Origin of the sequence: Streptomyces mexicanus (assembly GCF_902506575.1) — a bacterium.
GTDB lineage: Bacteria > Actinomycetota > Actinomycetes > Streptomycetales > Streptomycetaceae > Streptomyces > Streptomyces mexicanus.
On the sequence record NZ_LR732544.1, the window covers coordinates 681,670 to 706,205 of the forward strand.

The following is a 24,536-nucleotide window of genomic DNA, read 5'->3' on the forward strand; positions in this document are numbered from 1 at the left end:
TCATTGCGGCACGTGCGTGACGCGGCGCTAGGTGTGCTGTTCGGGCAGGTTGGTGACGCGGCTGGCTGGTGTTTGGCCGTCGATGCCGGTGTGGGGTCGGTGGTAGTTGTACCAGTCCAGCCAGTCGGGAAACGCAGCCTGCCGGTCGGCGTCAGCGGGGCATTACGGTGGGACACGAGGGCCTCCTGGGCATCGGTGCAGACTTCGCAATCCACACCGAAACCAGAAGGCCCTCACCCGTTCAAGCACCCAGCACGCGTGTCACCAACGTCCCGGGACAGCACAGCTAGGGCGTGTTTCGAAAGTAGCGTCGTCCGCCCGGAGGGCGGGGCCCGCGGCGTCTGGCGCGGTGCATCGCAAGGCGGAGGGTCGTCCGCGTACTGGGCGTACGCGGACGAGCCCGACAACGCGGCGAGGTGCCGTGCCAGGCGTCGCGGGCCAGGCGGGACTTTCGAAACACGCCCTAGCAGAAAGCAGGGGCTACTCGATGGTGGCGAGTGCATCGATGCTGGCACGCTGCAGCGTGCGCTGGATGGTGCGCCGTGCACCGCGCACCCGGACCGTGGTGGTCGCCGGAATGCGGGTGGCCGCTCGCAGGAGAGCATAGGCGCAGGCCAAGTCCATGCTGGCAAGGTCGCTCATGTCCAGCACCCACTCGCGGACCTGAGAAAGACGCACGTCGAGGAGCTGCTGCTCCACGTCCAGCACGCGGTCCGCACCCAGCTCACCTGCAAAGCGCAGGATGGCGCAGCCGTCCGCGTCCATGACGCTCACCGGGCCGCGCGAACCGGTGTCGGGATCCGGATGGGGTTTCACAACGGCCTCCGCACCGGGGAGTTCCTCGCTCGATTATCCCTGCCGAAGGGGCCCGATTCGAGGGCACGAGTACGTCACTGCCGCATTACCACCGACCACCGACAGCTGCGCAGCCGCCAAGTCCAGTGCAGATCCAGCAATCAAGATTGGTGGATCTGACTGATCGGGCCAGTGCCCGGACGCCTCCATTTCGGTAGATATGGCGCGCCAGCGCCTGAGATACAGTTCGGCCCCGGGCTTGGGCGCCGGGGCCTGGAGAAGCTGGTCGCTTGCTCAGCTGCCGAGTTCCTTGCGGTCGCTGCCGCCGCTGATCGCGATCTTGCGGGGCTTTGCCTGCTCGGCGACCGGGATCTGCAGCTTGAGAACGCCGGCCTCATAGGAGGCTTCGATGCGCTCGGTGTCGAGGGTGTCGCCGAGGAACAGCTGGCGGCTGAACGTTCCCGCTGGCCGCTCGGTGATCACCGTGTCGGTGCCCTCGCCGTACGCCGGCTTGCGTTCAGCCTTGACGGTCAGGACGTTGCGCTCGACATCGAGGTCGATGGACTCCGGGTTCACGCCCGGCAGGTCCAGCTCCACGACGAACGTGTCGCCCTCACGCCAGGCGTCCATCGGCATGCCGGCCGGGTGCGCGGCCGTGCCCCAGACCCGCTCGACGAGCCGGTCAAGCTCACGGAAGGGATCCGTACGCATCAGCATGTTTCATCCCTCCTTATGAGGTGATCTCTGCATCCTTCGCTCTACTACTGCTATACCACGCCTCGATAAAGTTGACACCTATCGGCTCAACTTTTTGGCTTGGCTATGACTGTCGCAGCCAGGTTGTGGTATCGGCGTCCGGGCTGCGGGCGCACCGCGTGCCACCAGTGCGGCTCCAGTCACAGGCAGCCACACGTCCCGCCGCTGCGCCGCCGGCCCCCACCGCCAGGGCAGAGGCACCACCAAGTCGCCGTCGTCGACTGCAGTCGGGTCACGACACTCACCCCTTCCAGCGCTCTCCGGCGCACCGCGGGCCCGCCGGCCGCGCCCGCGGTGCGCCGGACGAAACGGAGGACCGTGGTCAGTGGGCCACGCGGGCACCGGACGCCGATCGCGGCCACGACCGGGCTCCGCCTTCGCTGCGAACCCGGTATTCACGCCAGGCCGCGGCCAGCCAGAGACCACCGGCGATCAGCGCGTACACGCCGAGAACCAGCGCGATGGCCACCGCACCGACGTCCGGGCGCAGCCACAGCAGCACGCCCGCGACCACGGACACCACGGCCGAGGTCCGCCACAGCCAGGAATGCCCCAGCTGATGCCGCATCCGCGTAGCGGCCCACAGTTCCAGGAAGCCTGTGGCAACGGCCCACGCACCGGCCGTGACCACCAGAGCCAGCGCCGTCAGACCCGGCCACGCCGCGGTCAGGAGACCAGCCACGACGCCCAGCGCACCAGCCCCCGCGCACACCAGAGCAGGACGTCGCTCACGCCGATGCCGCCACGCCGCTGCGATGAGGACCGCGCCGTCCACCAGCGCGTACGCCCCGAATACCCAGGCCAGAGCCAGCACGGTCAGCTGCGGCCAGGCCAGCGTCAGCACCCCGAACAGGACCGCCGCACCACCACGGGCCCCCAGCAAGCAGACAGTCTTAACTCTCTCCGTCATCAGCCACCTCCCTTCGGACCTTGTGTGCGCCGACCACCGCCGGCCGAGGCCGTCGGCGCAATCGAACGCTCACAGAGCGTCATAAGCCCTTGAGTCAGATGGTGTCAACTTCCTCTAGTCTGGACTTGTTAATGATCCTGCAGTTGAGCTATACGGGTTAACGGTCTCGTTTCCTCGGGCCGCCTGCCGACCCCGTTGACGTGAAGGGAGAAGTGGCCATGCTTGCGCGTACCGGCGCCCTGGGTGATCTCGACCGGCTCACGCAGCAGCTCTCACAGGCCGCCGCGGGCACCGTCATCCCTGCGGATGCCTGGCGCGATGAGGACGCGCTGTACCTGCAGTTCGACCTGCCCGGCATGGACCGCTCCAGCGTCGAACTGACCATGGAGCGAAACACGCTGGTGCTGACCGCCGAGCGCCGCTCCCCCATCCCGGCCGACGCGCGTCCTGTCCTCACCGAGCGGGCCACCGGACGGTTTATGCGCCGCATGACACTGTCCGATGCGCTGGACGCTGACGCCGCCGAGGCCGCGTACGACAACGGCGTCCTAACCTTGCGCATCCCGATGGCCGCACACGCCAAGCCCCGCAAGATCGCCATCTCCGGGGGTATGTCCAAGCAGCTCACGGCTTAAATCTGCACATAACCGCGACGTCGAAGGAGGTTGTCCCGTGGCCGCCCTGCTGTGGCTGCTCATCCCGCTGATCACTGGTTTCGCCGCGAGCATCTGGGCCTGGTGCATCGGCCGCCTCCAACCGAGCCCCGACCACGACACCTGGGAAGACCTCGACCGCTACCAGAGGCTGCGGAGCGTGCTGAGCCGCGATGAGCAGTGTGAGGCCGTTTAAAGGAGGACGGACCTCTCAGCGGAGATCATTCTTTTCTGAGTCGTCGGCTGCAGCCTGGGTGCGGGTAACCGTGCGAAGAACCCACTGCTTCCCGCGACGGCGGTGGCACGACGGTCGCCCGGCGCTCCGTCGGACCGCGGAAGGGGATTGCATGACGGACATCGACGCTGAGCGGACGCGTACCCGCGCCCTCGGCGGGGAGCGCACACGCGCACCCGCCCTTGATGATCCGCGGGCGTCCTCCCTGTCGGCGGCGCCGTGGTGGCGGTCCTGGCTCCTGGAGGGGCTGAGTGAGCAGACGGCCCGGCACCCGGGCCCGCACCGCACGCCGCACCCCGAGCAGGAGGGACACCGGTGGTGGCGGGTGATGTGCCTGACCGGCGTCGACTACTTCTCCACCCTCGGCTACCAGCCGGGCATCGCCGCACTCGCCGCCGGCCTGCTGTCCCCGCTCGCCACCCTGGTGCTGATCGCGCTGACCCTGTGCGGCGCGCTGCCGGTCTACCGGCGGGTGGCCCGGGAGAGCCCGCACGGCGAGGGGTCGATCGCCATGCTGGAGCGGCTGCTGCCCTGGTGGCCGGGGAAGATCTTCGTGCTGGTGCTCCTCGGCTTCGCGGCCACCGACTTCATGATCACCATCACGCTGTCGTCCGCGGACGCCGCCGCGCACGTGACGGAGAACCCCTTCGCCCCGCACTGGCTGCACAGCGCACACCTGTGGATCGCGCTCGTCCTCGTCGGCGTGCTCGGCGCCGTCTTCCTCAAGGGCTTCCGCGAGGCCATCGGCATCGCGGTGGCCCTGGTGGGCACGTACCTGGCCCTCAACGTCGCCGTGCTCGCCGCAGCGGCCTGGCAGATCCTCGCCCACCCAGTGCGCATCCGCGACTGGACCCACGCGATGACCGCGCAGCACTCCTCCCCCCTGGCGATGGTGGGCGTCGCCCTGCTGGTCTTCCCGAAACTGGCCCTGGGCATGTCCGGTTTCGAGACCGGCGTCGCGGTGATGCCGCAGATCAAGGGTGATCCCTCGGACTCGTACCAGAAGCCGCGGGGCCGCGTTCACGGGGCGCGCCGACTGCTGTCCACGGCCGCCGTCATCATGAGCTGCCTGCTGCTGCTGTCCAGTCTGGCGACGACGATCCTCATCCCGCAGAGCGCCTTTCGGAGCGGCGGACCGGCCAACGGCCGCGCGCTCGCCTACCTCGCCCACCATGACCTGGGCGAGACGTTCGGCACGGTGTACGACGTGTCGACCATCGCGATCCTGTGGTTCGCCGGCGCCTCCGCGCTGGCCGGCCTGCTGAACCTGGTCCCGCGCTACCTGCCGCGCTACGGCATGGCCCCCGAGTGGACACGTGCCGTCCGCCCGCTGGTGCTGGTGTTCACGACGGCGGCCGTCCTGATCACCGTGTGGTTCCACGCCGACGTGGACAAGCAGAGCGGGGCCTACGCGACCGGCATGCTCGTGCTGATGCTGTCGGCGTCCTTCGCCTCCACGGTCGCCGTACGCCGCCAGGGCCGCCTGAGGGCGACGACCGGCTTCGCCCTGATCACCGCGGTCTTCGCCTACACCCTGGTCGCCAATGTCATCGAGCGTCCCGACGGCCTCAAGATCGCGTCGACGTTCATCGTGGCGGTCCTGGCCACCTCCTTCGCCTCGCGCGTCCACCGGGCGTTCGAACTGCGCGTCGGCGAGGTCGTCTTCGACGACAAGGCGCAACGGATCGTCGACGAGGCCGCCGCGCACGGCCAGCTGCGGCTCATCGCCCACGAGCCCGCAGGAGCGCGGCGTTCGGTTCCCCTCAGCGGAGGACGTTCCTGGAGCACTGCCCTCGCAGCAGCAGGAGCGTCCGATCCTGCTGGAGGTGCTCGTGCGGGACTCGTCGGACTTCACCGCGGACGTCACCGTACGCGGCGCCGAAGAGAACGGGGTCCGCCTGCTGCGAGCCCAGGGCCCGACGGTGCCCAACACCATCGCCGCGATCCTGCTGGCCCTGCGGAACCGCACGGGCGAGGTGCCCCACGTGTACTTCAGATGGACCGAGGGCGCCCCCATCAGCCACCTCGTCCGCTTCCTTGTCTTCGGCCACGGAGAAGTCGCCCCGGTCACCCAGGAGGTACTGCGCCGCGCCGAACCGAACCCCGCACACCGGCCCCGCGTCCACGTCAGCTGAACCGAGACCCAGCCTGTCCACTCCAGAGTTTTCCCTCTCTGCCCGGTCGAACGCACGACGCCCAGCGCGTGGACGCCAGATCAGCGGGTACCTCTGAGCACCTGCATCCAGTCCGCAGATTTCCGCAGGAGGTGAAGTCGATGATCTCCGACCTGGTCATGGTCCCCACCGGCCATGCGACGCTGACAGGCGATCTGGTGGTGCCCAGCCGAGCACAGGCGGTGGTGCTCTTCGCGCACGGCAGCGGCAGCTCCCGGCACAGTCCCCGCAACCGCGCCCTCGCCGCCGGCCTGCACAAGGAAGGGCTGGGCACCCTGCTGCTGGACCTGCTCACCGAACGGGAGGAACGCGGTGGCACCGGCACCGGCCGCCACACTGCCGACATCGACGTGCCGGCCCAGCGTCTCGTGGGCGCCATCGACTGGCTGGCGAACCATCCCGAAACCAGGGACCTGCCGGTGGGCCTGCTGGGCGCCGGTACCGGGGCGGCTGCGGCGCTGATCGCCGCGGCCGAGCGGCCGGATCGGGTGTTCGCGGTGGTGTCCCGAGGCGGGCGGCCTGACCTGGCAGGCGATGCCCTGCAACGAGTCGAAGCTCCTGTCCTGCTCATCGTCGGCGGCAGCAACGAGGCGGCCGTCGACCTCAACCGGGAAGCCGCCCGGAAACTCGCCGGCCCGCACCGCGTGCACGTGGTGCCGGGTGCCTCCCACCTCTTCCCGGAACCGGGCGCGATGCAAGAGGTCTCCACACTCGCCGGCGACTGGTTTAGGGCCCAGCTGCGCCAGGAGACGAGATGAGCGATCCGGTTGACGCCACACCGCCGGGCCACTGCACCCTGAGCCCGGCCGGGAGGCGTCCCACCCACGAGCCGCTCTCCATCGATGCCGGTACCACGGCGGGTTCGGACAGGGCCGACAGGACGGATGCCGCAGCCGTGTTGGTCTCCGCGCAAGCACCATCCGTGCGTGAGGGTATGCGACATGTGGGGAAAGGACACGCAGGCAGACGGGCGGATGCGCCGCAAAGACGGGGCGCTCGCCCGTAAGGCGGTGCGGGAAGCCCTGGTCTCCCTGGCGGGCTTGCTGACGGTGGTGGTGATCAACCCTGCCGGTCAGGAGATCGGCCGACTGGTGGACGTGATCTGCCGGTGGCGCGGCGAGCGGTACCCACCGGTGGCCGGGCTCGTGGTCAAGGTCGGTCACCGGACCGCCTACGTGCCCGTCGCGGCGGTCGCCGACCTTTCCCCGGACGGCGTGCGGCTGAACTCGGCCCGTGTGGACCTGCGGGACTTTCAGGTGCGCGACGGCGAGGTCCGCCTCGCCCATGATGTGCTGGACCACCAACTGGTGGACGTCGACGGGGTCCGCGTGATCCGTGCCTCGGACCTCTATCTGGCGCGCGTGGAGGGGACCTGGCGTCTGGTGGGCGCCGAGGTCGGGCTGAAGGTTCTGCTGCGGCGCATCGGCCCGCGTCGCCTGCACCGGCGCCCGGCACCGGAGAAGGTGCTGGACTGGGCGGCCATCCAGGCCCTGGGCGGACCGGAGCGCGAAGGCACCGCAGCGCGGCAAGTGCGGTTGCGCGCCCCGAACAGCGCGCTGAGGACACTGCGCCCGGCGGAGCTGGCCGACCTGCTGGAGCACCTGGGGCGCGGCGCGGCCAGCGAGTTGCTGGAGATGGTCGAACCCGGGCAGGCGGCGGACGCGCTGGAGGAGATGCACGCCGCCGAGCTGGAGGCGCTGCTGCGCGAGGCCCCCACCGCACAGGCGGCCCGCCTGCTGGAGAAGATGGAGCCGGACGAGGCCAGTGAGGCGCTGCGCGACGTGCCGGATGCGGAGCGGGAGCGGTTGCTGGGCGCGATGCGTCCCGAACAGGCCGGCCGGCTGCGCACACTGCTGGGCTACGCCGAGGGCACGGCTGGTGCGCTGATGACGTCGCTGCTGGTCACCGCCAGCGCTGACCGGTCGGTGGCGGATGTGGTGCTCGAGCTTCGCGGGCAGGCCGAGCACGCCGCCGACCTGGACGCCGTGTGCGTCCTCGACGGTGAGGGCGCACTGGTGGACGACGTGCCGGTGGTGCAGCTGCTGCTGGCCGAACCCGGGACCCAGATGGGTGAACTCGTTCAGGAACCGGGCCCGGTGACCGTCACCCCGGACGCGCCGCTGAGCGAGGTGGTCGAGCGGCTGACCGACACCCGCCGTCATTCCGTGGTCGTCGTGGACGACCAGCACCGGCCCGTCGGCCGGATCCTCGCCGACGACCTGGTGGACGCCCTGGTACCCGAACGCGGCCGGTTCCGCGTGTTCCGCCTCCTCCCCTGACCGAACGGCCCCTAGCTGCCCATGCGTGCGAGACGAAAGGCCACGGACATGGAGCGGAACTCCACCACGGCGCCAACCGCCCCCGACGCACCGGCCGCGGCTGCGCCGCGCTTCAGGCGACGCCTGGTCACCGCCCTGGCCGTCGCCGGCCCCGGCCTGATCGCCGCCAACGCCGGCAACGACGCGGGCGGGATCGCCACCTACGCCTCTGCCGGAGCCCAGTACGGCTACCGCACCCTGTTCTTCATGCTCCTGGTCACCGTCGCGCTGGTGGTGGTGCAGGAGATGTGCGCCCGGCTCGGGGCCTACACCGGTGTCGGGCTCGGCGGACTGATCCGCGAGCAGTTCTCCGTCCGAGTCTCCGCCTTCGCCCTGCTGTGCCTGATCACCGCCAACCTGGGCCTGGTCGTGTCCGAGTTCGCCGGACTCGGCGCCGCCCTCGAACTGCTCGGCCTCTCCCGGTACATCGCGGTACCGCTGGCTGCGGCGGGCGTGTGGGCGTTGGTGGTCTTCGGCTCCTACCGGTACGCGGAGAAGATCTTCCTGGTGCTGTCGCTGGCGTTCTTCACCTACCCCCTCGCCGCCGTCCTGGCCCACCCCGACTGGGGGCAGGCCGGGGCCCAGCTGGCTTGGCCGCACTTCCTGGCCGGCAAGGACTTCCTGCTGCTCGGCGTGGCGCTGATCGGCACCACGATCACCCCGTACATGCAGTTCTACGTTGCCGCGGCCGTCGCCGACCGCGGCATCGGTCCGGCCGAATACCCCCGGGAGAAGGCCGACACCATCGCCGGGTCCCTCTTCGCCAACCTCATCAGCATGTTCATCATCACCGCCACGGCAGCCGCAATCACCGCCCGGGTACCACTGGGCTCCGCCGCGCAGGCCGCCTCGGCACTGAAACCGGTCGCGGGCCGCTTCGCCGAACAGCTTTTCGGGCTCGGGCTCCTTGGCGCCTCAGCCCTGGCGGCCGCCGTGGTCCCCCTGTCCACGTCCTACGCCGTCGCCGAAGCCGTCGGCGTGGAAAGCTCCGTCTCCCGCCGCTTCCGCGAAGCACCTCTGTTCCTCGGGCTGTTCACGGTCCAGGTGTTCATCGGGGCCGCTATCGCCGTGACCCCCGGCAACCTGATCCAGCTCCTGGTGCGCACGCAGGTCCTCAACGGCTTGATCACCCCGATCCTGCTCACCTACGTTCTGATCCTGGCCAACCGCCGAAGCGTCCTGGGAGAAGCCGCCAACGGCCTCGTCTTCCGCACCGTGGCCACCATGTGCGTGGCCGCCATCGCCCTGCTGTCGGCCGTCGTTCTTGTGCAGACCCTCCTCGGCTGGGTCGGCATCAGATAGCGAACACCGGGAATTTTCGCCTCAGCAGAGGACTGAGGGTGTGGTCGGGGGGTAGGCGGGCGGGGCGAGGGCGGCGCTTCGGACGTGAGGCGGACTGTATGGACTTGCCTGGGCAAGATGAGGGCTCCCAGCCGTTCGTAGACCGCCCGGTCTCGGTTTCCGTCGCGTTCCAGGGCAGCGAAGACATCGCCGTGGCCCGCGCTCTGGCCAGATCGTTCCTGGCCGAGCTGCGGTCCGTGCATGGGCTGGAGGTGTCCGCTCGTGCGGAGGGCATGGTCCAGTTGGTGGTGAGCGAGCTGGTGACCAATGCCCGAAAATACGCGCCGGGCCCGTGTCTGCTGTCCCTGGAGCTTGGCGACGGGGCGGTGGAGGTGACGGTGTGGGACAGCGACCCGTGTTTGCCCGTCGCCCAGGCGGCCGACCCGGGGCGGGTCGGCCAGCACGGACTGGAGATCGTCGTTGCGGTCTGCCGGAGTTTCGAGAGGCAGCGGGAGCCAGTGGGCAAGCGGATCACGGCGACCGTGGTGCTGGACGACGACGCGGTCGGGGATGAAGGTGGCGATGAGATCTGCTGATCATGCTGATCACCTGGGCGGCGACCACCCGTCACCCGCGGCCCCGAGAAGCTGCCCAGCCTGGGCCGGGTCCTTGAACCCGCATGCGACCTGGCACCGAGGATCAGGCCCCGCCGCCGACCATCTGTTCGTCCTCCGCCGCAGTGACGGTGGCATACACCCGCACGAGGGTGTCCACCCCGGTCATGGACAGCATCCGCTCCATACGCGCCGGAACACACGCCAGCACCAAGCACGGCATCGTCCTTCTTCGCCTGTTGCCAGGCCCACAGCAGCACGTTCAGCCCTGCCGAGTCGCAGAACGACACCGCGGACAACTCCAGCACCACACACCGCTGACCTCGGGCGATCTCCTCCACAAGACGCTCACGGAAGAACGGGGCAGTCTCATAGTCCATCTCCCGATCAGCCGCACGGTCAGGCACGGCCCCGACGTTGTCGCCTGAACTGAGGGCGCTATGGTCATCATGTTCTTCCCGCCGTCTCAATCGGGAGACGCAACCGGTTGTGACGAGGAGCCCAACGGCTCCCCGCACACCCGAGACAACGAATCACGGAGCAGCCTCGTTTCTCCGGTATTTTTTGCGATAATCCCAGAAAGGCGGCGAGGAAGACGAAAGACCCTTTCATGAACCAGCAAGCCCGCGGATGGTGCTTCCTCACCAACCGCGCGCGGGTGCTGATGGCCATTCGCCCGGAACCCTGACCTCCGACGTGGCGACATCGCTGCAGCCCGCCACATCACCGAGCGCACTGGCCAGAGCGTTATCACCGGCCTCGCCAGGCCGGCTGGCTCAGCCGCGAACACGACGGGCGAGGCACCCGTTACAACCTCCGCCTCGACGGCACACTTCCGCCTTCCGGCAGAGGCTCACCTGCCCGTCCGGGAGCTGCTGGAACTCCTGACCGAACGCTGAGGCCGGCCGGCCGCCTCAGGCGTATGACGACGCCCCGTCGTCGTGTCATGGGCGTATCAGGAATCTCAGGGGGCGCCGCCAGGTATCGGGCCGCGGTAGCCGGGCCGGGAGGAAGCGTCTATGCCAACTTCGTAGCGGATATGAGGATTGATCCGGTTGCCGCAGACGTGGGCGCCGGTGGAATGGATGGCCAGGCCGATCGCGTGGTCGGTGGCGGCGGCGAAGGTGTTGCCGGTGATGCTGGCTCCCTGCACGTCCTCGAACATCAGAGCCTGCGACGCTTTCAGTGTCTCGCAGTAGTTGTCGCGGACGGTGAAGTCGAAGGTGTGGCCACGGCCGTCGCCTTCTCCGTCATTGGGGCCCTCGGCCATCAGGCACATGTTGTCGATGTGCTCGCAGCGGTTGTGCTCGATCAGCACGTGATGGCTGGGCGGGGTGTCGCTGGCGAAGGTCTGCATGCAGTCGGCATGGCCGTAGCGGTTGGAGGCGCCGCGGACGGTGTTGTGCTGGATCTTCAGGTGGTTGCCGAAGAAGCGGATCCCGTCGCCGTCGTGGCCGTGCGGGCTGGTGACGGTGTTGTTGCGTACGGTGATGTCGTCACCGGTGATGTCGATGCCCGGCGCCTCAGGCCGGGTGACGCGGTAGTTCTCCACAACAACATGGCTGGCTTCCACCGTGATGCCGTCGATTCGGCGGCCGTGACCGTCGTACACGGCCGGGTGCGCGGCGGTGCCGCCGTGCGTGACGACGAGCCGCGGGTGGACGGCGTCCCGAGCAGGCGGGGTGTTGAACGCGGTCGTGGCCAGTGCCGCGGCGGCGAGCAGCGCGGCGGTCCGAAGCGTGCGGACAGCAATGTGTGATGGGCTCAGCATGGCGGGGAGCGTAGCCGGGACACCTCGGGAGGGGTCCCGGGGCGGGTGGTTCGCGGCGGGCCCGCCGGCGGTTACATCGCCTCCACCAAGGCCAGGTCCATGGGGACGATAGTCGTGGAGGCCACCAGAACACGCAGGAGGTGGTCATTGAGGGTGTTGCCGACCGGCTCGCCGACCTCCTCACGCGTCAGATAGGGCACTCCGTCACGGGCCAGACGGGCGCGCACGGCATTCACGAGGTGCTCGACCCGTTTGTCCGTCCACCCTGCCCCGGGCTGTAGTTCGGCGAGCTGGGCAGCCGTCTGTTTCCAGGTCAGCGGCTGCGGCTTGGGCTCGTGCAGGAGGTAGCGCCGACCGAGCACCACGAGGGCCAGCTTCTCCTGCTCGCTCAGCACCCACACGCGCGGCGGGCTGGTGACGTCGGCGTGCCGCGGGCGCGGACGTTGCCGGTCAGCGGCGGTGACGAAGACCTCCAGTAGGTGCTCGCGCCCCCGGGAGCCCTGGACGAACAGCGGCGTGCAGCCAGCGGCCAGAGGGAGAGGCTCCTCGCCGCAGAACAGCAGACGTCCCTCGGGACAGCGGATCGGCAGCTGCCCGCTGGTACTCAGCCACCATCGGCCGCCCCAATGCGTGAGCGTGCCCTGGTGCCGGCTCACGCGCGGGTCGTCCTCGCCGATGCAGACGTGGACCTCGGGCCGGTTACGGCCGAACAGAATCTGTCGTCCTTCACCCGGCCGCAGCGTGATGCCACCGGTGATCGCGCGCACGAAGACCGTGCCTGGCACGGATGCCGACGTGCCGCGCGTGAGGCTGCCGGGAGCGGCGGTATGAACCCCGGCCGACGGTGTCGCCTTCGTGATCAGGACAGGCTCACTTTCCCGGCAGGCTGTGGGCGATCTTCTGCGCGGCGGTGGCCGCGAGCGCCTTGGCGCCGGCGCACACCTTGGTGCTCTTCTGGCCCTGTTCACTCAGAGTCAGCCGGAACAGTTCGATGGTCCGCTCCCCGACCGAGTCCGTGAACGTGCGGTGCGGCGCGTAGATGACGCAGCTGTCGTCGCCTTCTTCCTTGGGGGAGACGTAGTCGGTCGCATCGGCGATCTTCGCGGGTTTTCCGTTGTCCGACAGGTCGTTGTCCTGTGTGAACTGCAGTTGCACGTAGGCGCGGCGGCCGTCGCGGCTCGCCCAGTCGCAGGTCCAGCCGGCGAAGCCCCGCTTTGCCGGCCGTTGCTGAAGGCCGGGTACCTGCTTGAGGGCTGCCGGATCCAGCAAGGCGCAGGCGTCCAGCCGCGCCAGGGAGTCGGCAGGCCACGCCACCGAGCGCCGAGGAACCGGGCCCTTGTCGAGCACCGTGACCGCATAGTCGGCGGCGGCGTCCGCCAGGGCACACGGGTCGGGCGCGCCGGCGCGCTCCCGCTTGCCGTTGACCACGATCTGTTTGCGGTCCGTAGTCGTGATGAACCGCAGGCACTGGTCACCGTCTCGCTGCAAGGACGCGACGACGACGTTGCCGACTCTTCTGACGGGCACGCCACTGTCGAAGTGCTGTGGATCGTCGCTGAAGTCGACCTCGGCGTCAGCGACCTCGTCCCCAGAAGGTTTCTGCACCAGGACGTCGCACCTGCTCAACTGCCCGTATGAGGGGGTGAGTTCGGTGTGTCCGAAGCGACTCAGCGACGCCGCGTCCATCACCTCGCAAGGGTCCGCGCTTGTGGCCTGCCCCATCGCACCGGCCTGCGCCTGCGCTGTGGCCGAGGGCGTGGCGCGAGCGGGAGCCTTGCCGTCGTCCTTGTGCTGCGACGACCAAGGGCTAAGGAGCGCGAGGCCGGCCGCCAGCCCCGCCACGGCGAACGCCGCAGCGGCCGACAATGCACGGCGGTGGCGGCGATGTAACTTCCGTGGCAGCCAGAGCGTGGGGGATGGCAGGGTGAGCGTACGGCCGAGCCGCAGCGTCTTCTGGGCGCTCGGCTGCGGGTCCTGCCTATGCTCCTGGGCGTACTTCTGGATGTGCGCCGGCGGTGGCGCGGCGCGCGAGAGCAGGGCGTGCGCCTGCGCGGCGTCCGGGCGCTTGCCGGGATCGACGGCGAGGAGCGCGGTGAGCGGTTCGGTCAGCGGGCCGGCCTGCCGTGGGGCATCCACGCGTCCCATGAGGGCCTGGGACAGGTAGCCCATGACATGCTCGAACTCACCGTAGGGCGACCGGCCCTCGATGGCCGCGAACAAGGTGGCGCCCAGGGAGAACACGTCCGCCTTCTCATCCGGGGCCTTTCCCTTGGCGACCTCGGGCGCCAGATAGCGGGGCTTGCCGCGCACCGTCGCCGTCGTGGTGCCGGTCTGCGTGACCTCACTCCATAAGGCCCGGGCGATCCCGAAGTCCGTCAGCCGGGCCACACCGTCCTCGGTGACCAGGATGTTCTCCGGCGTGACATCACCGTGCACCACCCCCTCGCCGTGGGACCTGGCCAGGGCCGCCGCGATCTGGCAGCCGATCGAGCCCGCCTCCTGCGGCGAGAGCGGTCCGCGCTCCTGCATGAGCTGAGCCAGGCTGCGCGCGGGCACGTACTCCATGACGATCCAGCACGCATCGCCCTCGGCCACGTAATCGAATACGGCCACGATGTTGGTATGGTGCAGTCGCGCCGCATAGCGCGCTTCTTTCTTCAGCCGCTGGGCCGCCCTGGCGTCGTCCGGGCGGGCGCACTTCACCGCCACGCGCCGGTCCAGCAGTTCGTCCCGGGCCTGCCAGACGACGCCCATCCCACCCTGACCGATGGGCTCCTGCAGCCGATACCGGCCCCCGACCCTGTACCCGGCCTCCGGTGTCACCCGCACCGCCCCACTCCCTGCCCAGACCACGCCCGGTCCTGTACGGGCGACAGAGTGTACTCACCAGGGATCAGACCCAGCAGGGTTCCGGCCGACTGCCACAGGATCCCCCAGAAGCGGATCGCGCGACGCCGACCCCCTCAAGCTTCTTTAAGGGTTGTCCCATAACTCGGGGGCAGAGGCTGATGGACACCACAGCCGGACCGACTTGTCCGGTTCCGCCCCGAGTCACGGCCTTAACGGGATTCCAGCTAAGAAGGTCGAACCGGACACCAGCAAGCGGTCTCCAGAGTTGCGGGACAGCCCTTATGGTCAGGCCACTGCCCGCGCCGGCAGGGCGGCAGGCCGCCGGTCCGACGGGGGGTTCGAGGCACAGTTAGGCGCTGTCGGCGGGCTGGCCGGTGCCGGGCAGGGACCGCGCAGGGCGGGGCCGCAGGCGCTGACGCCAGTCGCCCGGACGCCGGACACTGGCAGGACGTCGCTGGCACCGGTGGCAGCGATAAGGCGGGCGAGCTGCGGGCGCACGGCCCCGGACAGCGTCAGGACGGTCCCGTAGCGCCGGGCCTCTAGGTTCAGCGCCAGCAGGGTTTTGAGGCCGTACCAGTCACAGAAGGACAGTTCGGAGACGTCCACGCGCAGCAGATCCGGGTGGTGTGCCAGGCACATCCGGACGATCTGGACCAGCTGCTCGGCGGTGCCCAGGTCGAGTTCGCCGGCGACGTACACGGCGGCGCAGCGATCGGTCAGCAGTGCTTCCGCGTGCAGGCCGACCGCGTCACCCGGCTCAGGGGCGGTCACCGGCCGACTCCCTTAAGCCGCTGGCCGAGTACCGCCCGACAGGGGGCGTACTGCTCGACCGGTGCCGTACCCGGCCACCCTCGTCGGCGACCGGTCAGGCCGCTGAAGATGTCGGCACCATCACCGGACACCACAGCAGTGAGCAGCCAGGACAGCTGATCCATGACGTTGTCCCCTTTCGACGGAAAAGGGGGGTGCCCCCGCAGCCGTCGCATCGCGACTTGGGGAAGCCCCACGACCCGCATGACCCGGAACATTTGTAGCTCCAGCGCAGGCAAGTTGACAACGTGACGCTCAGCTTTCGGGACAGCATTCGGCGAAGGCGCCGACCGACGTCGAAAGCGCCGCGTTCCCTCGGCCGGGCTTCGCCACTCGTGAACGCAGGCCGGGCAACGAGTCTGGACCGCGCGGCTTGTCAGCCATGAGGCGCTGCCCTGCTCACCCGCCCTCCTCAGTGCTCTTGGCAAGAAGCGACCGTGGACCGGGCGCCGTCGAGGTCGCACAACACAGCCTCGTGTTCACTGTCCACAAGGACGTCGCCGCCCTGCGTCCGGTGCAAACGTCCGCCGGGCAGAGCTTGTTGGTCATTGCCGTGGCAGCACAGCGACCTGGCGCAGAGGTGCAGTACGCTCAATGGCGAGAGCGGCTCCAGCTTGCCCTGGCGCGCAGCGAGCCGGCGTTCATCGGGCGGCTGGGCCTTGCCGACGATGCGGGTGATTCCGAGCAGCCAACGTCCATGCTTCAGTCGCCTGGTACGGACGGCCCCCACTGAAGGCAGGAAGCGCGTCCCGCGTCCCGAACCTGGTGGGGAGACAGTAAAAGGCCGGGCACCGGCACATGCGGGCGCTCTCATGCGGCGGCGCCGCGACAGCAGCGCAGGCAGCGCCGAGCCGAGCGCGCCAGGGGGTGGCTCGGCTCGGCGCGGACCGCAAACGGCCGTCAGCTGGTGATCTCGATCCGCCGGGGCTTGGCCTTCTGCGCCTTGGGGACCTTGACGGTCAGGACGCCGTCGACGAGTTCGGCGCTGACCTGCTCTTCGTCGGTGTCCTGGGGCAGCGTCACCCGGTAGTCGAACTGGCCGGTGCGCCGGGTGCGGTGACGGAGCACGCCGGTGCGTTCCTTTTCCTTGATCTCGCCGTGCACCGACAGCTCGCCGGCGTTCAGCTCGACGGTGATGTCGTCCTTCTTCACGCCGGGCAGGTCGACCTCGACGAGGTAGGCGTCGTCTGTCTCCTCGAGATCTGCGAGCGGCGTCCACGCATCCGGGATCAGCCCACCGCCTCCGGGAACGGCGGACTGCCACAGCTGTCCCATCCGGTCGTACAGGTCCTGGAACTCCTTGAACGGGTCCCATACCGGTCGGTTGTGTTCGCGTCGCACGGGAAGCGCCATGTCCGATCATCTCCTTCCGAAAAGCTCCGGGCCATGACAGTCAGCCCGGTCACGGCCTGCTCGCGTTCCGGAAGTCCCCCTGACCGGGACCTCCAATCGTCTCAATCCAACAGATTTCCGCCCATATTCCCGTGTGTACGAGTGGGCTTTCGGCCCGCAGGCGCGGCGCCACCGAGCCGATGGGCTCGCAGCGCGACGCCGCAGCACGGACAACCTCTTTTCGTCATATTGACAATTCCCGGCTTGCGGCGTATGTACCCCTTTAGGGTCGGTCGATCTCCTGCCGTGGAGGTCACGATGATGGCAAGGCCAGAGCCCAGCACCTTCCGCGGCGTTCCGCTGTCTCTCTCCCAGCGCCGGGCCAGCGGATGGTGCGTGGTGTATGTCGCCGAAGAGGTGCCCGTGACCACACGGGCGCGGCTGGACGCGTACCTCGACCGGGTCACCGCGCCTGACGCCGTGGACTTGGGTGCCCTGTCCGTGGCGCATGGCCGCGCCACCCAGCAGTGCGGAGGACTGCTCCCGCTCGTCTGCGCCGAGGGCCGCATGCTGCGCATGCTATCCGTCACCGGGACGTACCGATCGTTGCCGGTCCACCCGGCGGTGAGCGATGCCGTCGCGGCCGGCCCCGGGACTGCGCCGCCACCGGCCGGGCCGCGACGGCACGAGGGACCGCACTGATTGACAGGATGCGGAGGTGAGCGTGATGAGCAGGTACGCCACTCTCTCTCCTGCCGGCGGTGACGGGTTTCTCCCGGCGACTGAGATGGCGGTGGCGGCCATCGACGCCGACGGCACGGTGGTCGGCTTCAGTCCCGGCGCTCAGATGCTGCTCGGTTACACCCCGCGGGAGATCGCGGGGCGTCCCGCGTCGGTGCTGCTGGCGGACGAGCGGTTGCCGGACCCGGCGCGCCGGCATCTGGGCCAGCGCAAGGCGTGGATGGGACGCGTCGTGCTGCGTGACCATGGTGGGCGCGGGATCGAGGCGGATGTGCGGGCCTGCCCCGTGCTGGATGGTGCAGGGCACGTTCAGTGGTTCGTGCAGGCGGCGGTTCCGCAGGAGAGCGACGGAGCCGCGCTGGCACTGCAGCGCAGCCTGCTGCAGCACCGCATGCCCGCTCTGCAGGCGGTGGAGACCGCGACGCGCTATCTGCCGGCCGAACCGCACGCGGGGGTCGGCGGGGACTGGTTCGATGTGATCCCGCTGTCCGGGGCGCGGGTCGCGCTGGTGGTCGGCGACGTGGTCGGTCACGGCATCCACGCCTCGGCCGCGATGGGCCGGCTGCGCACGGCGGTACGTACCCTGGCCGATGTCGATCTGCCTCCGGACGAGCTGCTGACCGAGCTGGACGACCTGATCCTGGAAGAGGCCCGCGAGCGCGCCGACGAGGACGGTGAGATTGGCGCGACCTGCCTGTACGCGGTCTACGACCCGGTCTCCCGGCAGTGCACCGTCGCGACCGCCGGCCACCCGGCCCCCGTACTGGTCACCCCGGACGGCAACGCAGACCTGCTCCCGCTGGACCCCGGCCCGCCGCTGGGGGTGGGAGGCGTCCCCTTCGAGGCCGCCGACTTCGCCCTGCCCGAGGGCAGCCTGCTCGCGCTCTACACCGACGGGCTCGTCGAGACACCCGGCGGCGACATCGACGCCGGGTGTGAGGCCCTGTGCCACGCCCTGTCCGGAGCGGGCGCGTCGCTGAAGGAAGTGGCCGACAAGGCCATCAAGGCCCTGCTGCCCGGCCAGCCGCACGACGACGTCGCCCTGCTCGTCGCCCGGACACACGCCCTGGACGCCGCCCATGTGGCCTCCTGGCGCGTGCCGGCCGATCCGGCCGCGGTCGCCGAAGCCCGCCGTGAGGCCGCAGCCCAGCTGAAAAAGTGGGGCCTGGCCGACGCCGTCCCCACCACCGAGCTGATCGTCAGCGAACTCGTGACCAACGCCATCCGGCACGCCGAGCCCCCGATCGTCCTACGGCTGATCCACGACGGCAGTCTGATCTGTGAGGTCTCCGACGCCAGCAGCACCTCCCCGCATTCCCGCCGCGCCCATGTCCTGGACGAGGGGGGACGCGGACTGCTCCTGATCGGCATCCTGGCCGAACGGTGGGGCACCCGCCACAACGGCACAGGCAAGACGATCTGGGCAGAACAACCGACACCGTCGCCGTGGACACCGCCGAGCGCCGGCGCGATACCCACCGCCTGAATCAACGCGATACCCACCGCCTGAATCAAAGGGTGCAGCGGGCCGGTGCACGCCACTCAGCAAGTGCGGCGGAAATATACTTAGTTGCAGATGAGGCGCATGGAGGGCGGAGGTGAGCGGTATGCCCGCCAAGCGGCCACAGGCCGACCACTACGCGGTGCTCGGCGTCCCCTCGTCCGCGTCCGCCCAGGAGATCACCAGCGCGTACCGCAGGCAGGTCCGTGCCCTTCACCCGGACACCGCTCCCGGTGACCCGGCGGCGGGCCGCGACTTCGCCGCCGTCCTGGCCGCCTACAACACCCTGCGCGACCCCGTGCGGCGCGCCGCCTACGACGCCGGACGCGACAACGTCACCGCCCGGCCGAGTGCTGCCGGCCGGCGCATCCCGGTCCGCGTGACCCGCACCAGAAGTGCGCCGCCCCCGGGCCCGCCGTCCGGTTGCCGGCGGATTCGGCGGCCTGGCTGCTCGACGTAGTGGAGGAACTGCTCCGCCCGGTCCCGCGCCGCACGCCGTGGCCCGGTCCCGCGGAGCTCTCCGAGCTGCCCGCACGACTGCTGTGGTGGGTACGGCGGATGTGACGTGCCCAAGGAACTGCGATGGTGTGGTTCACAGGCGCCGACTACTGGTTGAGCAGGCTGGTCTTCCAACGGGGCCTCGCCGTCCTTTACGGCATCGCCTTCGTCGGCTCGGCCGTGCAGTTCTGGGCCCTCATCGGGGAGCGGGGCCTGCTGCCCGTCCCGCGCTTCGTGGCCGCAGTGCCGTTCCGGCGGGCGCCGAGCATCTTCCACTGGAACTACTCGGACCGCTTCTTCGCCGCCGTGGCCTGGGCGGGCGGCGCGCTGTCCGCCGCCGTCGCCGCGGGCGCCGCCGACCTGGTTCCGCTGTGGGCCGCCATGGTCATGTGGGCGCTGCTGTGGGCGCTGTACCTGTCCATCGTCAACGTGGGGCAGACCTGGTACGCCTTCATATGGGAGTCGCTGCTGCTGGAGGCCGGTTTCCTGGCGGTCTTCCTCGGCAACGACGAGGTCGTGCCGCCGGTGCTGGTGCGGTGGCTGCTGGTCTGGCTGCTGTTCCGGCTGGAGTTCGGCGCGGGGCTGATCAAGCTGCGCGGCGATCGGTGCTGGCGCGATCTGACCTGTCTGTACTACCACCACGAGACCCAGCCGATGCCCGGCCCGCTCAGCTGGTTCTTCCACCACCTGCCCCGCCCCGTGCACAGGGCGGAAGCCGCGGGCAACCACCTCGCGCAGCTGATCGCCCCTCCCCTGCTGTTCGCGCCCTGGCCGATCGTCGACGGGGCGGCGGCTTTCATCATCATCACCCAGCTGTGGCTGATCGCCTCCGGCAACTTCGCCTGGCTGAACTGGCTGACCATCCTCCTCGCCCTCTCCGCGATCGACGGCGTCCACGGCCACCTCCGGCTGGACTGGCTGATGTGGTTCGCCGCGATCTCCCCCGTGTACGCCTCGCCCTGGTTCATGGTCCTTCTCCTGCGCCTGCTGGAGAACGACCGCGCCGTCCTGCGGCTCCTGCGCCGCAATCCCTTCCCCGCCGCGCCGCCCCCCCTCGCGCGCGCCCGCCTGTACACCGGTTCACCACATGGCGTGAACTGCGCGCCACCGGGACCTGGTGGCAGCGCACCCTCGTGCAGGACTACGTGCCGCCGGTCATGCGGGCCGAGCCCGCCGACCAAGCAGCATCTTGAAATCGAAAAGCGGACATGGCAGAACACAATTGGAGGTTTCGACCATTACGGGAGGGAACGCGGTGCGGCCGTCCCGGACGACGCCAGCAGCCCTGGTTCGCGGTCGGCCGACCGTCCGCAGTGGATCCGCCGACGACCAAGGAGATGATCATGGCGAAGGCTGTGGGCATCGATCTCGGTACGACGAACTCGGTGATCGCCGTGTACGAGGGCCATGAGCCCAGGGTGATCCCGAACGCGGAGGGCGCGCGGACCACGCCGTCGGTGGTGGCGTTCACCGACACCGGCGAGCGGCTGGTGGGGCAGATGGCGCGCCGGCAGGCGGTGCTGAACCCCAAGGGCACGGTGTACTCGGCCAAGCGGTTCATCGGCCGCCGCTTCAGCGAGGTGGGCACCGAGGCCGAGCAGGTGTCGTACGAGGTGGTGGCCGGGCCGGAGGACGCGGCACGGTTCACCGTGCGCGGGAAGACGTATGCGCCGGAGGAGATCTCGGCGGCCGTGCTGCGCAAGCTGGTGGACGACGCCTCCAAGCAGCTGGGCGAGAAGATCACGCAGGCGGTGATCACCGTGCCCGCGTACTTCAACGACGCCCAGCGGCAGGCGACGAAGGACGCCGGGCGCATCGCCGGTCTGGAGGTGCTGCGGATCATCAACGAGCCGACCGCGGCGGCCCTGGCGTACGGGCTGGACAAGAAGCAGCACGAGACGGTGATGGTGTTCGACTTGGGCGGCGGCACCTTCGACGTGAGCCTGCTCGACGTCGGGGACGGCGTGGTGGAGGTGCGCTCCACCGCCGGCGATACGCATCTGGGCGGTGACGACTTCGACCGGCGGCTGGTGGACCACCTCGCGGACGAGTTCCGGCAGGCGAACGGCATCGATCTGCGCCGCGACCCGCAGGCGCTGCAGCGTCTGTACGAGGCGGCGGAGAAGGCGAAGGTGGAGCTGTCCTCTGCGGCACAGACGCAGATCAACCTGCCGTTCATCAGCGCGGACGCCTCCGGTCCGAAGCACCTGACGACCACGGTCAGCCGGGCCACGTTCGAGCGGCTGGTCGGTGACCTGGTCGAGCGGTGCATGGGCCCGGTCAAGCAGGCGATGGCGGACGGCAAGGTGAGCGCCGACGACCTGGACGAGGTGATCCTGGTCGGCGGCTCCACCCGGGTGCCGGCGGTGCAGGCGCTGGTGCGGCGGCTGACCGGCGGCAAGGACCCGAACATGTCCGTCAACCCGGACGAGGTCGTGGCCTGCGGCGCGGCGGTGCAGGCGGCCGTGCTCCAGGGCGAGGTCAAGGACGTCCTGCTGCTGGACGTGACCCCGCTGTCGCTGGGTGTGGAGACGCTGGGCGGGCTGATGACGAAGCTGATCGAGCGGAACACCACGATCCCCACCCGGCGCAGCGAGGTCTTCACCACCGCCGAGGACAACCAGCCCGCCGTCGATGTCGTGGTCCTGCAGGGCGAGCGGGAGAAGGCGGCCGACAACCGGGTGCTGGGTCGGGTGCGGCTGGAGAACATCCGGCCCGCGCCGCGTGGCGTGCCGCAGATCGAGGTCACGTTCGACATCGACGCCAATGGCATCCTCAACGTCTCCGCCAAGGACAAGGACAGCGGCGCCCAGCAGAGCATCACCGTCTCCGGCAGCGGCACCCTGGAGGAGTCCGAGGTGCAGCGGATGGTCGCCGACGCCGAGCGGCACCGGGCCGAGGACGCCCGCCACCGGGAGCTGGTCGAGGCCCGCAACGAGTTGGACGGCGCCGCCTACCAGGTCGAGCGCCGGCTGCGCGAGCTCGGCGACGCGGTTCCGGTGCACGAGAAGGCCCGCGCGGAGACCCTGACCGCCGACGCGCACCAGGCGGTGAAGGACGAGGCGACGCCGCTGGAGCGGATCCGGTCGCTGACCGCCGACCTGCAGCAGGTCTTCCACGGCCTGTCCGCCACTGCTCCTCCGGGCGGCGGCGGGCCCGAGCAGCAGCCCGGCAGCGAGGGCGGCGACGACGTGATCGACGCCGAGTTCCGGCCGGAATGACCGCCGACCGGTAATGGCCGGGAACCGGCAGCGAGCCTAGGGGAAGTGATCATGAAGGAAGCGCGCAACCTGTCCCCCGACGAGGGCGGCCGTCCCACGGGCTCGGCCGCCGAACAGGAATCTGCTGTCGCCGCAGAAAAGGCGAGGAGCGCGGCTGTGGAGAACGAGGAAGCGGAAGCCGCGACCGCTCAGACGCAGGCCGCGACGGCGGCCGAGGAGGGCCCCCGTCCGATCGGTGAACCGGCCGGGGGCGGTGAGAGCGCTGCCGAACTGCGGGACCGATGGCTGCGCGCGATGGCCGAACTCGACAACCAGCGCAAGCGGTACGAGCGCACGGTCGCCGACGTGAGGGCAGCCGAACGTGAGCGGGTGCTGTCCTTGTGGCTTCCGGTGCTCGACCACCTGGAGCTGGCGCTGCGGCACGCCGAGGCGGACCCGAAGAGCATCATCGCCGGAGTCGAGGCCGTGCAGCGCCAGGCGCTCGCCACGATGGAGGGCCTGGGCTACCACCGGTTCGCCGAGGTCGGCGAGAAGTTCGACCCGTCGCTGCACGAGGCCGCCCAGGCCCGCGACGTTCCCTCCGCCGAAGCGGGCACGATCGTCGAGGTACTCAAGGCCGGCTACCGCAGCGACCGGCAGCTGCTGCGCCCCGCCGTGGTGGCAGTGGCCAAACGGCCGGAATGAGCCGGGGAGGGGCCGATGGCGAACGAGACTCCCGACTACTACCAGGTGCTCGGAGTCAAGCGGGACGCGAGCAGCGAGGAGATCCAGCGCGCCTACCGCACCCTGGCGCGCCGCTTTCACCCCGACATCAACAAGGACCCCGGCGCGGAGGAACGTTTCAAGCAGGTCAACGAGGCGTACGCCGTACTGTCCGACCCGAAGAGCCGGGCCCGCTACGACCGGTTCGGGGCCGACTGGCGCCAGGTGCCTGAGGACTACGACGAGCGGGTCGGCGCCCCCTTCGGCACGGGTGCGGGCGCTGGTGGGCGCAGGGTCCGCGTCGACTTCGGCGCGGGTGACGTCGGCGGCTTCCCCGGCGGCGGGCTCGGCGGTGACTTCGGAGGTGGCATCGGCGGTGTGGACCTCGACGACCTTCTCGGCGGCTTCTTCGGCGGCGGCGGAGGAGGAGGCTTCGGCCGGGTGCGTACCCCGGGCGCCGACAGCGAGGCGGAGATCACTCTCAGCGTGGAGGACGCCTACGCCGGCGGTCAGCGCCGGATCTCCCTGGACACGGCCTCGGGCAAGCGAAAGTACGAGGTGAACATCCCGCCGGGCGTCACCGAGGGCCAGCGGATCCGCCTCGCCGGGCAGGGAGGGACCGGCAGCGGCGGCGGCCCGCCCGGCGACCTGTATCTCCGCCTCCGCCTGGCACCGCACCCCCGCTACCGCGTCCACGGCCGCGACATCACCGTCGACCTGCCCGTCGCCCCCTGGGAGGCGGCCCTCGGCGCCACCGTCACCGTCGACACCCCCGGCGGGCCAGCCCGGCTCGAGCTGCCGCCCGGCTCCTCCAGCGGACGCAGGCTCCGGCTGCGCGGCCGCGGCATGCCCAACCCACGCGGCACACCGGGAGACCTGTACGCGGAGGTCAAGGTCATGGTCCCGCCCCGAACACCGTCCCCTGGCGAGCGCGAGCTGTGGGAGCAGCTCGCCCGGGAATCCGGCTTCAACCCGCGCACATCAACCGGCCCGACCGACAGCACATCCAGCAGGTCTGGAGGGTCACGCTCATGACCGCGCACCGCCCCGACATCGACCATCCGCTCGTACCGCTCCCCACCCGCCGGACCGCCGGCGTGGCCCTGCACGAGTTCGCCGCCGCGGCCGGCATGCACCCGGACATGGTCCGCCGCTACGTCGCTCTTGGACTGCTCACCCCGGGCACCGACCCGGCCGGAGCCATGCGTTTCGACTCGGTCCACCTGCTGCGTATCGCACGCATCCACCGGCTGCGCGCCGGGCTGGGCCTGAACTACACGGCCCTGGGAGTCGTGCTGGACCTGCTGGACCGGATCGAGGAACTCGAAGCCGCACTCGCTGATCGGCCCGGCGTCGGCAGGAGGTGAACACGGT

General features: G+C 69.9%; 19 protein-coding genes and 5 pseudogenes. 14 read left to right on the top strand and 10 right to left on the bottom strand.

Annotated elements, in window-relative coordinates:
• Nucleotides 1-27: 27 nt before the first annotated feature.
• The 4 genes and pseudogenes from GV126_RS03180 to GV126_RS03195 form a co-directional block, all read right to left on the bottom strand.
• A pseudogene (locus tag GV126_RS03180) lies at nt 28-156 on the bottom strand (integrase core domain-containing protein); the annotation flags it as partial.
• Between the two features lie 324 nt (nt 157-480).
• Entirely contained in the window at nt 481-816 is a 336-nt protein-coding gene (locus tag GV126_RS03185) for an STAS domain-containing protein (protein WP_236569854.1), read from the bottom strand.
• Between the two features lie 273 nt (nt 817-1,089).
• Complete coding sequence (locus GV126_RS03190) at nt 1,090-1,512, bottom strand: Hsp20/alpha crystallin family protein (protein WP_159662484.1); 423 nt, start codon at nt 1,510-1,512, stop codon at nt 1,090-1,092.
• Between the two features lie 361 nt (nt 1,513-1,873).
• Nucleotides 1,874-2,461, bottom strand: coding sequence for an HdeD family acid-resistance protein (locus GV126_RS03195; protein WP_159662485.1), 588 nt, complete (start codon nt 2,459-2,461; stop codon nt 1,874-1,876).
• Nucleotides 2,462-2,679: 218 nt separating this feature from the next.
• On the opposite strand from GV126_RS03195, the gene GV126_RS03200 reads away from it, so the two are divergent.
• The 6 genes from GV126_RS03200 (at nt 2,680) to GV126_RS03230 (ending at nt 9,718) form a co-directional block, all read left to right on the top strand.
• The gene (locus GV126_RS03200; RefSeq protein WP_159662486.1) at nt 2,680-3,096 is read left to right on the top strand and encodes an Hsp20/alpha crystallin family protein; all 417 of its coding nucleotides are present in this window, start codon (nt 2,680-2,682) and stop codon (nt 3,094-3,096) included.
• A gap of 37 nt (nt 3,097-3,133) precedes the next feature.
• A complete protein-coding gene (locus GV126_RS03205) occupies nt 3,134-3,310 on the top strand; it encodes a hypothetical protein (RefSeq protein ID WP_159662487.1) in 177 nt (58 codons plus the stop codon).
• A 151-nt stretch (nt 3,311-3,461) separates the two neighbouring features.
• Nucleotides 3,462-6,281, top strand: coding sequence for a dienelactone hydrolase family protein (locus GV126_RS03210; protein ID WP_419796080.1), 2,820 nt, complete (start codon nt 3,462-3,464; stop codon nt 6,279-6,281).
• Nucleotides 6,282-6,464: 183 nt separating this feature from the next.
• Nucleotides 6,465-7,802 carry a magnesium transporter MgtE N-terminal domain-containing protein gene (locus GV126_RS03220; RefSeq protein ID WP_201299792.1) on the top strand — a complete coding sequence of 446 codons (1,338 nt, stop codon included), beginning with the start codon at nt 6,465-6,467 and terminating at the stop codon, nt 7,800-7,802.
• 21 nt (nt 7,803-7,823) lie between these two features.
• Complete coding sequence (locus GV126_RS03225) at nt 7,824-9,143, top strand: NRAMP family divalent metal transporter (RefSeq protein WP_236569855.1); 1,320 nt, start codon at nt 7,824-7,826, stop codon at nt 9,141-9,143.
• Between the two features lie 98 nt (nt 9,144-9,241).
• Nucleotides 9,242-9,718, top strand: coding sequence for an ATP-binding protein (locus GV126_RS03230; RefSeq protein ID WP_159662489.1), 477 nt, complete (start codon nt 9,242-9,244; stop codon nt 9,716-9,718).
• 251 nt (nt 9,719-9,969) lie between these two features.
• Here the strand turns inward: GV126_RS03230 and GV126_RS37425 are convergent.
• The 6 genes and pseudogenes from GV126_RS37425 to GV126_RS03265 form a co-directional block, all read right to left on the bottom strand.
• Nucleotides 9,970-10,116, bottom strand: a pseudogene (locus GV126_RS37425) (STAS domain-containing protein); the annotation flags it as partial.
• A 584-nt stretch (nt 10,117-10,700) separates the two neighbouring features.
• A complete protein-coding gene (locus tag GV126_RS03240; protein ID WP_159662490.1) occupies nt 10,701-11,507 on the bottom strand; it encodes a right-handed parallel beta-helix repeat-containing protein in 807 nt (268 codons plus the stop codon).
• A gap of 71 nt (nt 11,508-11,578) precedes the next feature.
• The gene (locus GV126_RS03245; protein ID WP_236569856.1) at nt 11,579-12,274 is read right to left on the bottom strand and encodes an FHA domain-containing protein; all 696 of its coding nucleotides are present in this window, start codon (nt 12,272-12,274) and stop codon (nt 11,579-11,581) included.
• Nucleotides 12,275-12,377: 103 nt separating this feature from the next.
• Nucleotides 12,378-14,360: a serine/threonine-protein kinase gene (locus GV126_RS03250; protein WP_328707323.1), complete on the bottom strand. Its 1,983-nt coding sequence runs from the start codon at nt 14,358-14,360 to the stop codon at nt 12,378-12,380.
• 282 nt (nt 14,361-14,642) lie between these two features.
• Nucleotides 14,643-15,128: an STAS domain-containing protein gene (locus GV126_RS03255; RefSeq protein WP_159662494.1), complete on the bottom strand. Its 486-nt coding sequence runs from the start codon at nt 15,126-15,128 to the stop codon at nt 14,643-14,645.
• A gap of 939 nt (nt 15,129-16,067) precedes the next feature.
• Complete coding sequence (locus tag GV126_RS03265) at nt 16,068-16,520, bottom strand: Hsp20/alpha crystallin family protein (RefSeq protein WP_159662498.1); 453 nt, start codon at nt 16,518-16,520, stop codon at nt 16,068-16,070.
• Between the two features lie 766 nt (nt 16,521-17,286).
• Between GV126_RS03265 and GV126_RS37580 the strand changes: the two are divergent.
• From GV126_RS37580 to GV126_RS03300, 8 genes and pseudogenes are all read left to right on the top strand, one after another.
• Nucleotides 17,287-17,550 (top strand): annotated as a pseudogene (locus GV126_RS37580) (PAS domain-containing protein); the annotation flags it as partial.
• A 45-nt stretch (nt 17,551-17,595) separates the two neighbouring features.
• Nucleotides 17,596-18,726: pseudogene (locus GV126_RS03270) on the top strand (SpoIIE family protein phosphatase); the annotation flags it as partial.
• Nucleotides 18,727-18,847: 121 nt separating this feature from the next.
• A complete protein-coding gene (locus GV126_RS03275) occupies nt 18,848-19,201 on the top strand; it encodes a J domain-containing protein (protein ID WP_159673272.1) in 354 nt (117 codons plus the stop codon).
• Nucleotides 19,202-19,323: 122 nt separating this feature from the next.
• Nucleotides 19,324-20,432, top strand: a pseudogene (locus tag GV126_RS03280) (lipase maturation factor family protein).
• 150 nt (nt 20,433-20,582) lie between these two features.
• Nucleotides 20,583-22,460 (top strand): molecular chaperone DnaK, encoded by a 1,878-nt coding sequence (gene dnaK / locus GV126_RS03285; protein ID WP_159662502.1) that lies wholly within the window; start codon nt 20,583-20,585, stop codon nt 22,458-22,460.
• A 51-nt stretch (nt 22,461-22,511) separates the two neighbouring features.
• Entirely contained in the window at nt 22,512-23,144 is a 633-nt protein-coding gene (locus GV126_RS03290) for a nucleotide exchange factor GrpE (protein WP_159662504.1), read from the top strand.
• A 15-nt stretch (nt 23,145-23,159) separates the two neighbouring features.
• Entirely contained in the window at nt 23,160-24,197 is a 1,038-nt protein-coding gene (locus tag GV126_RS03295) for a DnaJ C-terminal domain-containing protein (RefSeq protein WP_159662506.1), read from the top strand.
• Nucleotides 24,194-24,529 (top strand): chaperone modulator CbpM, encoded by a 336-nt coding sequence (locus tag GV126_RS03300; protein ID WP_159662508.1) that lies wholly within the window; start codon nt 24,194-24,196, stop codon nt 24,527-24,529. The genes GV126_RS03295 and GV126_RS03300 overlap by 4 nt, the downstream gene beginning before the upstream one ends.
• Nucleotides 24,530-24,536 lie beyond the last annotated feature (7 nt).

What these genes read in the sequence shown, in the direction of transcription:
- GV126_RS03300 (WP_159662508.1), top strand. Translation starts at nt 24,194, where the DNA reads ATGACCGCGCACCGCCCCGACATCGACCATCCGCTCGTACCGCTCCCC.
- GV126_RS03195 (WP_159662485.1), bottom strand. Translation starts at nt 2,461, where the DNA reads ATGACGGAGAGAGTTAAGACTGTCTGCTTGCTGGGGGCCCGTGGTGGT.
- GV126_RS03265 (WP_159662498.1), bottom strand. Translation starts at nt 16,520, where the DNA reads ATGGCGCTTCCCGTGCGACGCGAACACAACCGACCGGTATGGGACCCG.
- GV126_RS03275 (WP_159673272.1), top strand. Translation starts at nt 18,848, where the DNA reads ATGCCCGCCAAGCGGCCACAGGCCGACCACTACGCGGTGCTCGGCGTC.
- GV126_RS03230 (WP_159662489.1), top strand. Translation starts at nt 9,242, where the DNA reads ATGGACTTGCCTGGGCAAGATGAGGGCTCCCAGCCGTTCGTAGACCGC.
- GV126_RS03200 (WP_159662486.1), top strand. Translation starts at nt 2,680, where the DNA reads ATGCTTGCGCGTACCGGCGCCCTGGGTGATCTCGACCGGCTCACGCAG.
- GV126_RS03220 (WP_201299792.1), top strand. Translation starts at nt 6,465, where the DNA reads ATGTGGGGAAAGGACACGCAGGCAGACGGGCGGATGCGCCGCAAAGAC.
- GV126_RS03290 (WP_159662504.1), top strand. Translation starts at nt 22,512, where the DNA reads ATGAAGGAAGCGCGCAACCTGTCCCCCGACGAGGGCGGCCGTCCCACG.
- GV126_RS03190 (WP_159662484.1), bottom strand. Translation starts at nt 1,512, where the DNA reads ATGCTGATGCGTACGGATCCCTTCCGTGAGCTTGACCGGCTCGTCGAG.
- GV126_RS03225 (WP_236569855.1), top strand. Translation starts at nt 7,824, where the DNA reads ATGCGTGCGAGACGAAAGGCCACGGACATGGAGCGGAACTCCACCACG.
- GV126_RS03240 (WP_159662490.1), bottom strand. Translation starts at nt 11,507, where the DNA reads ATGCTGAGCCCATCACACATTGCTGTCCGCACGCTTCGGACCGCCGCG.
- GV126_RS03210 (WP_419796080.1), top strand. Translation starts at nt 3,462, where the DNA reads ATGACGGACATCGACGCTGAGCGGACGCGTACCCGCGCCCTCGGCGGG.
- dnaK (WP_159662502.1), top strand. Translation starts at nt 20,583, where the DNA reads ATGGCGAAGGCTGTGGGCATCGATCTCGGTACGACGAACTCGGTGATC.
- GV126_RS03295 (WP_159662506.1), top strand. Translation starts at nt 23,160, where the DNA reads ATGGCGAACGAGACTCCCGACTACTACCAGGTGCTCGGAGTCAAGCGG.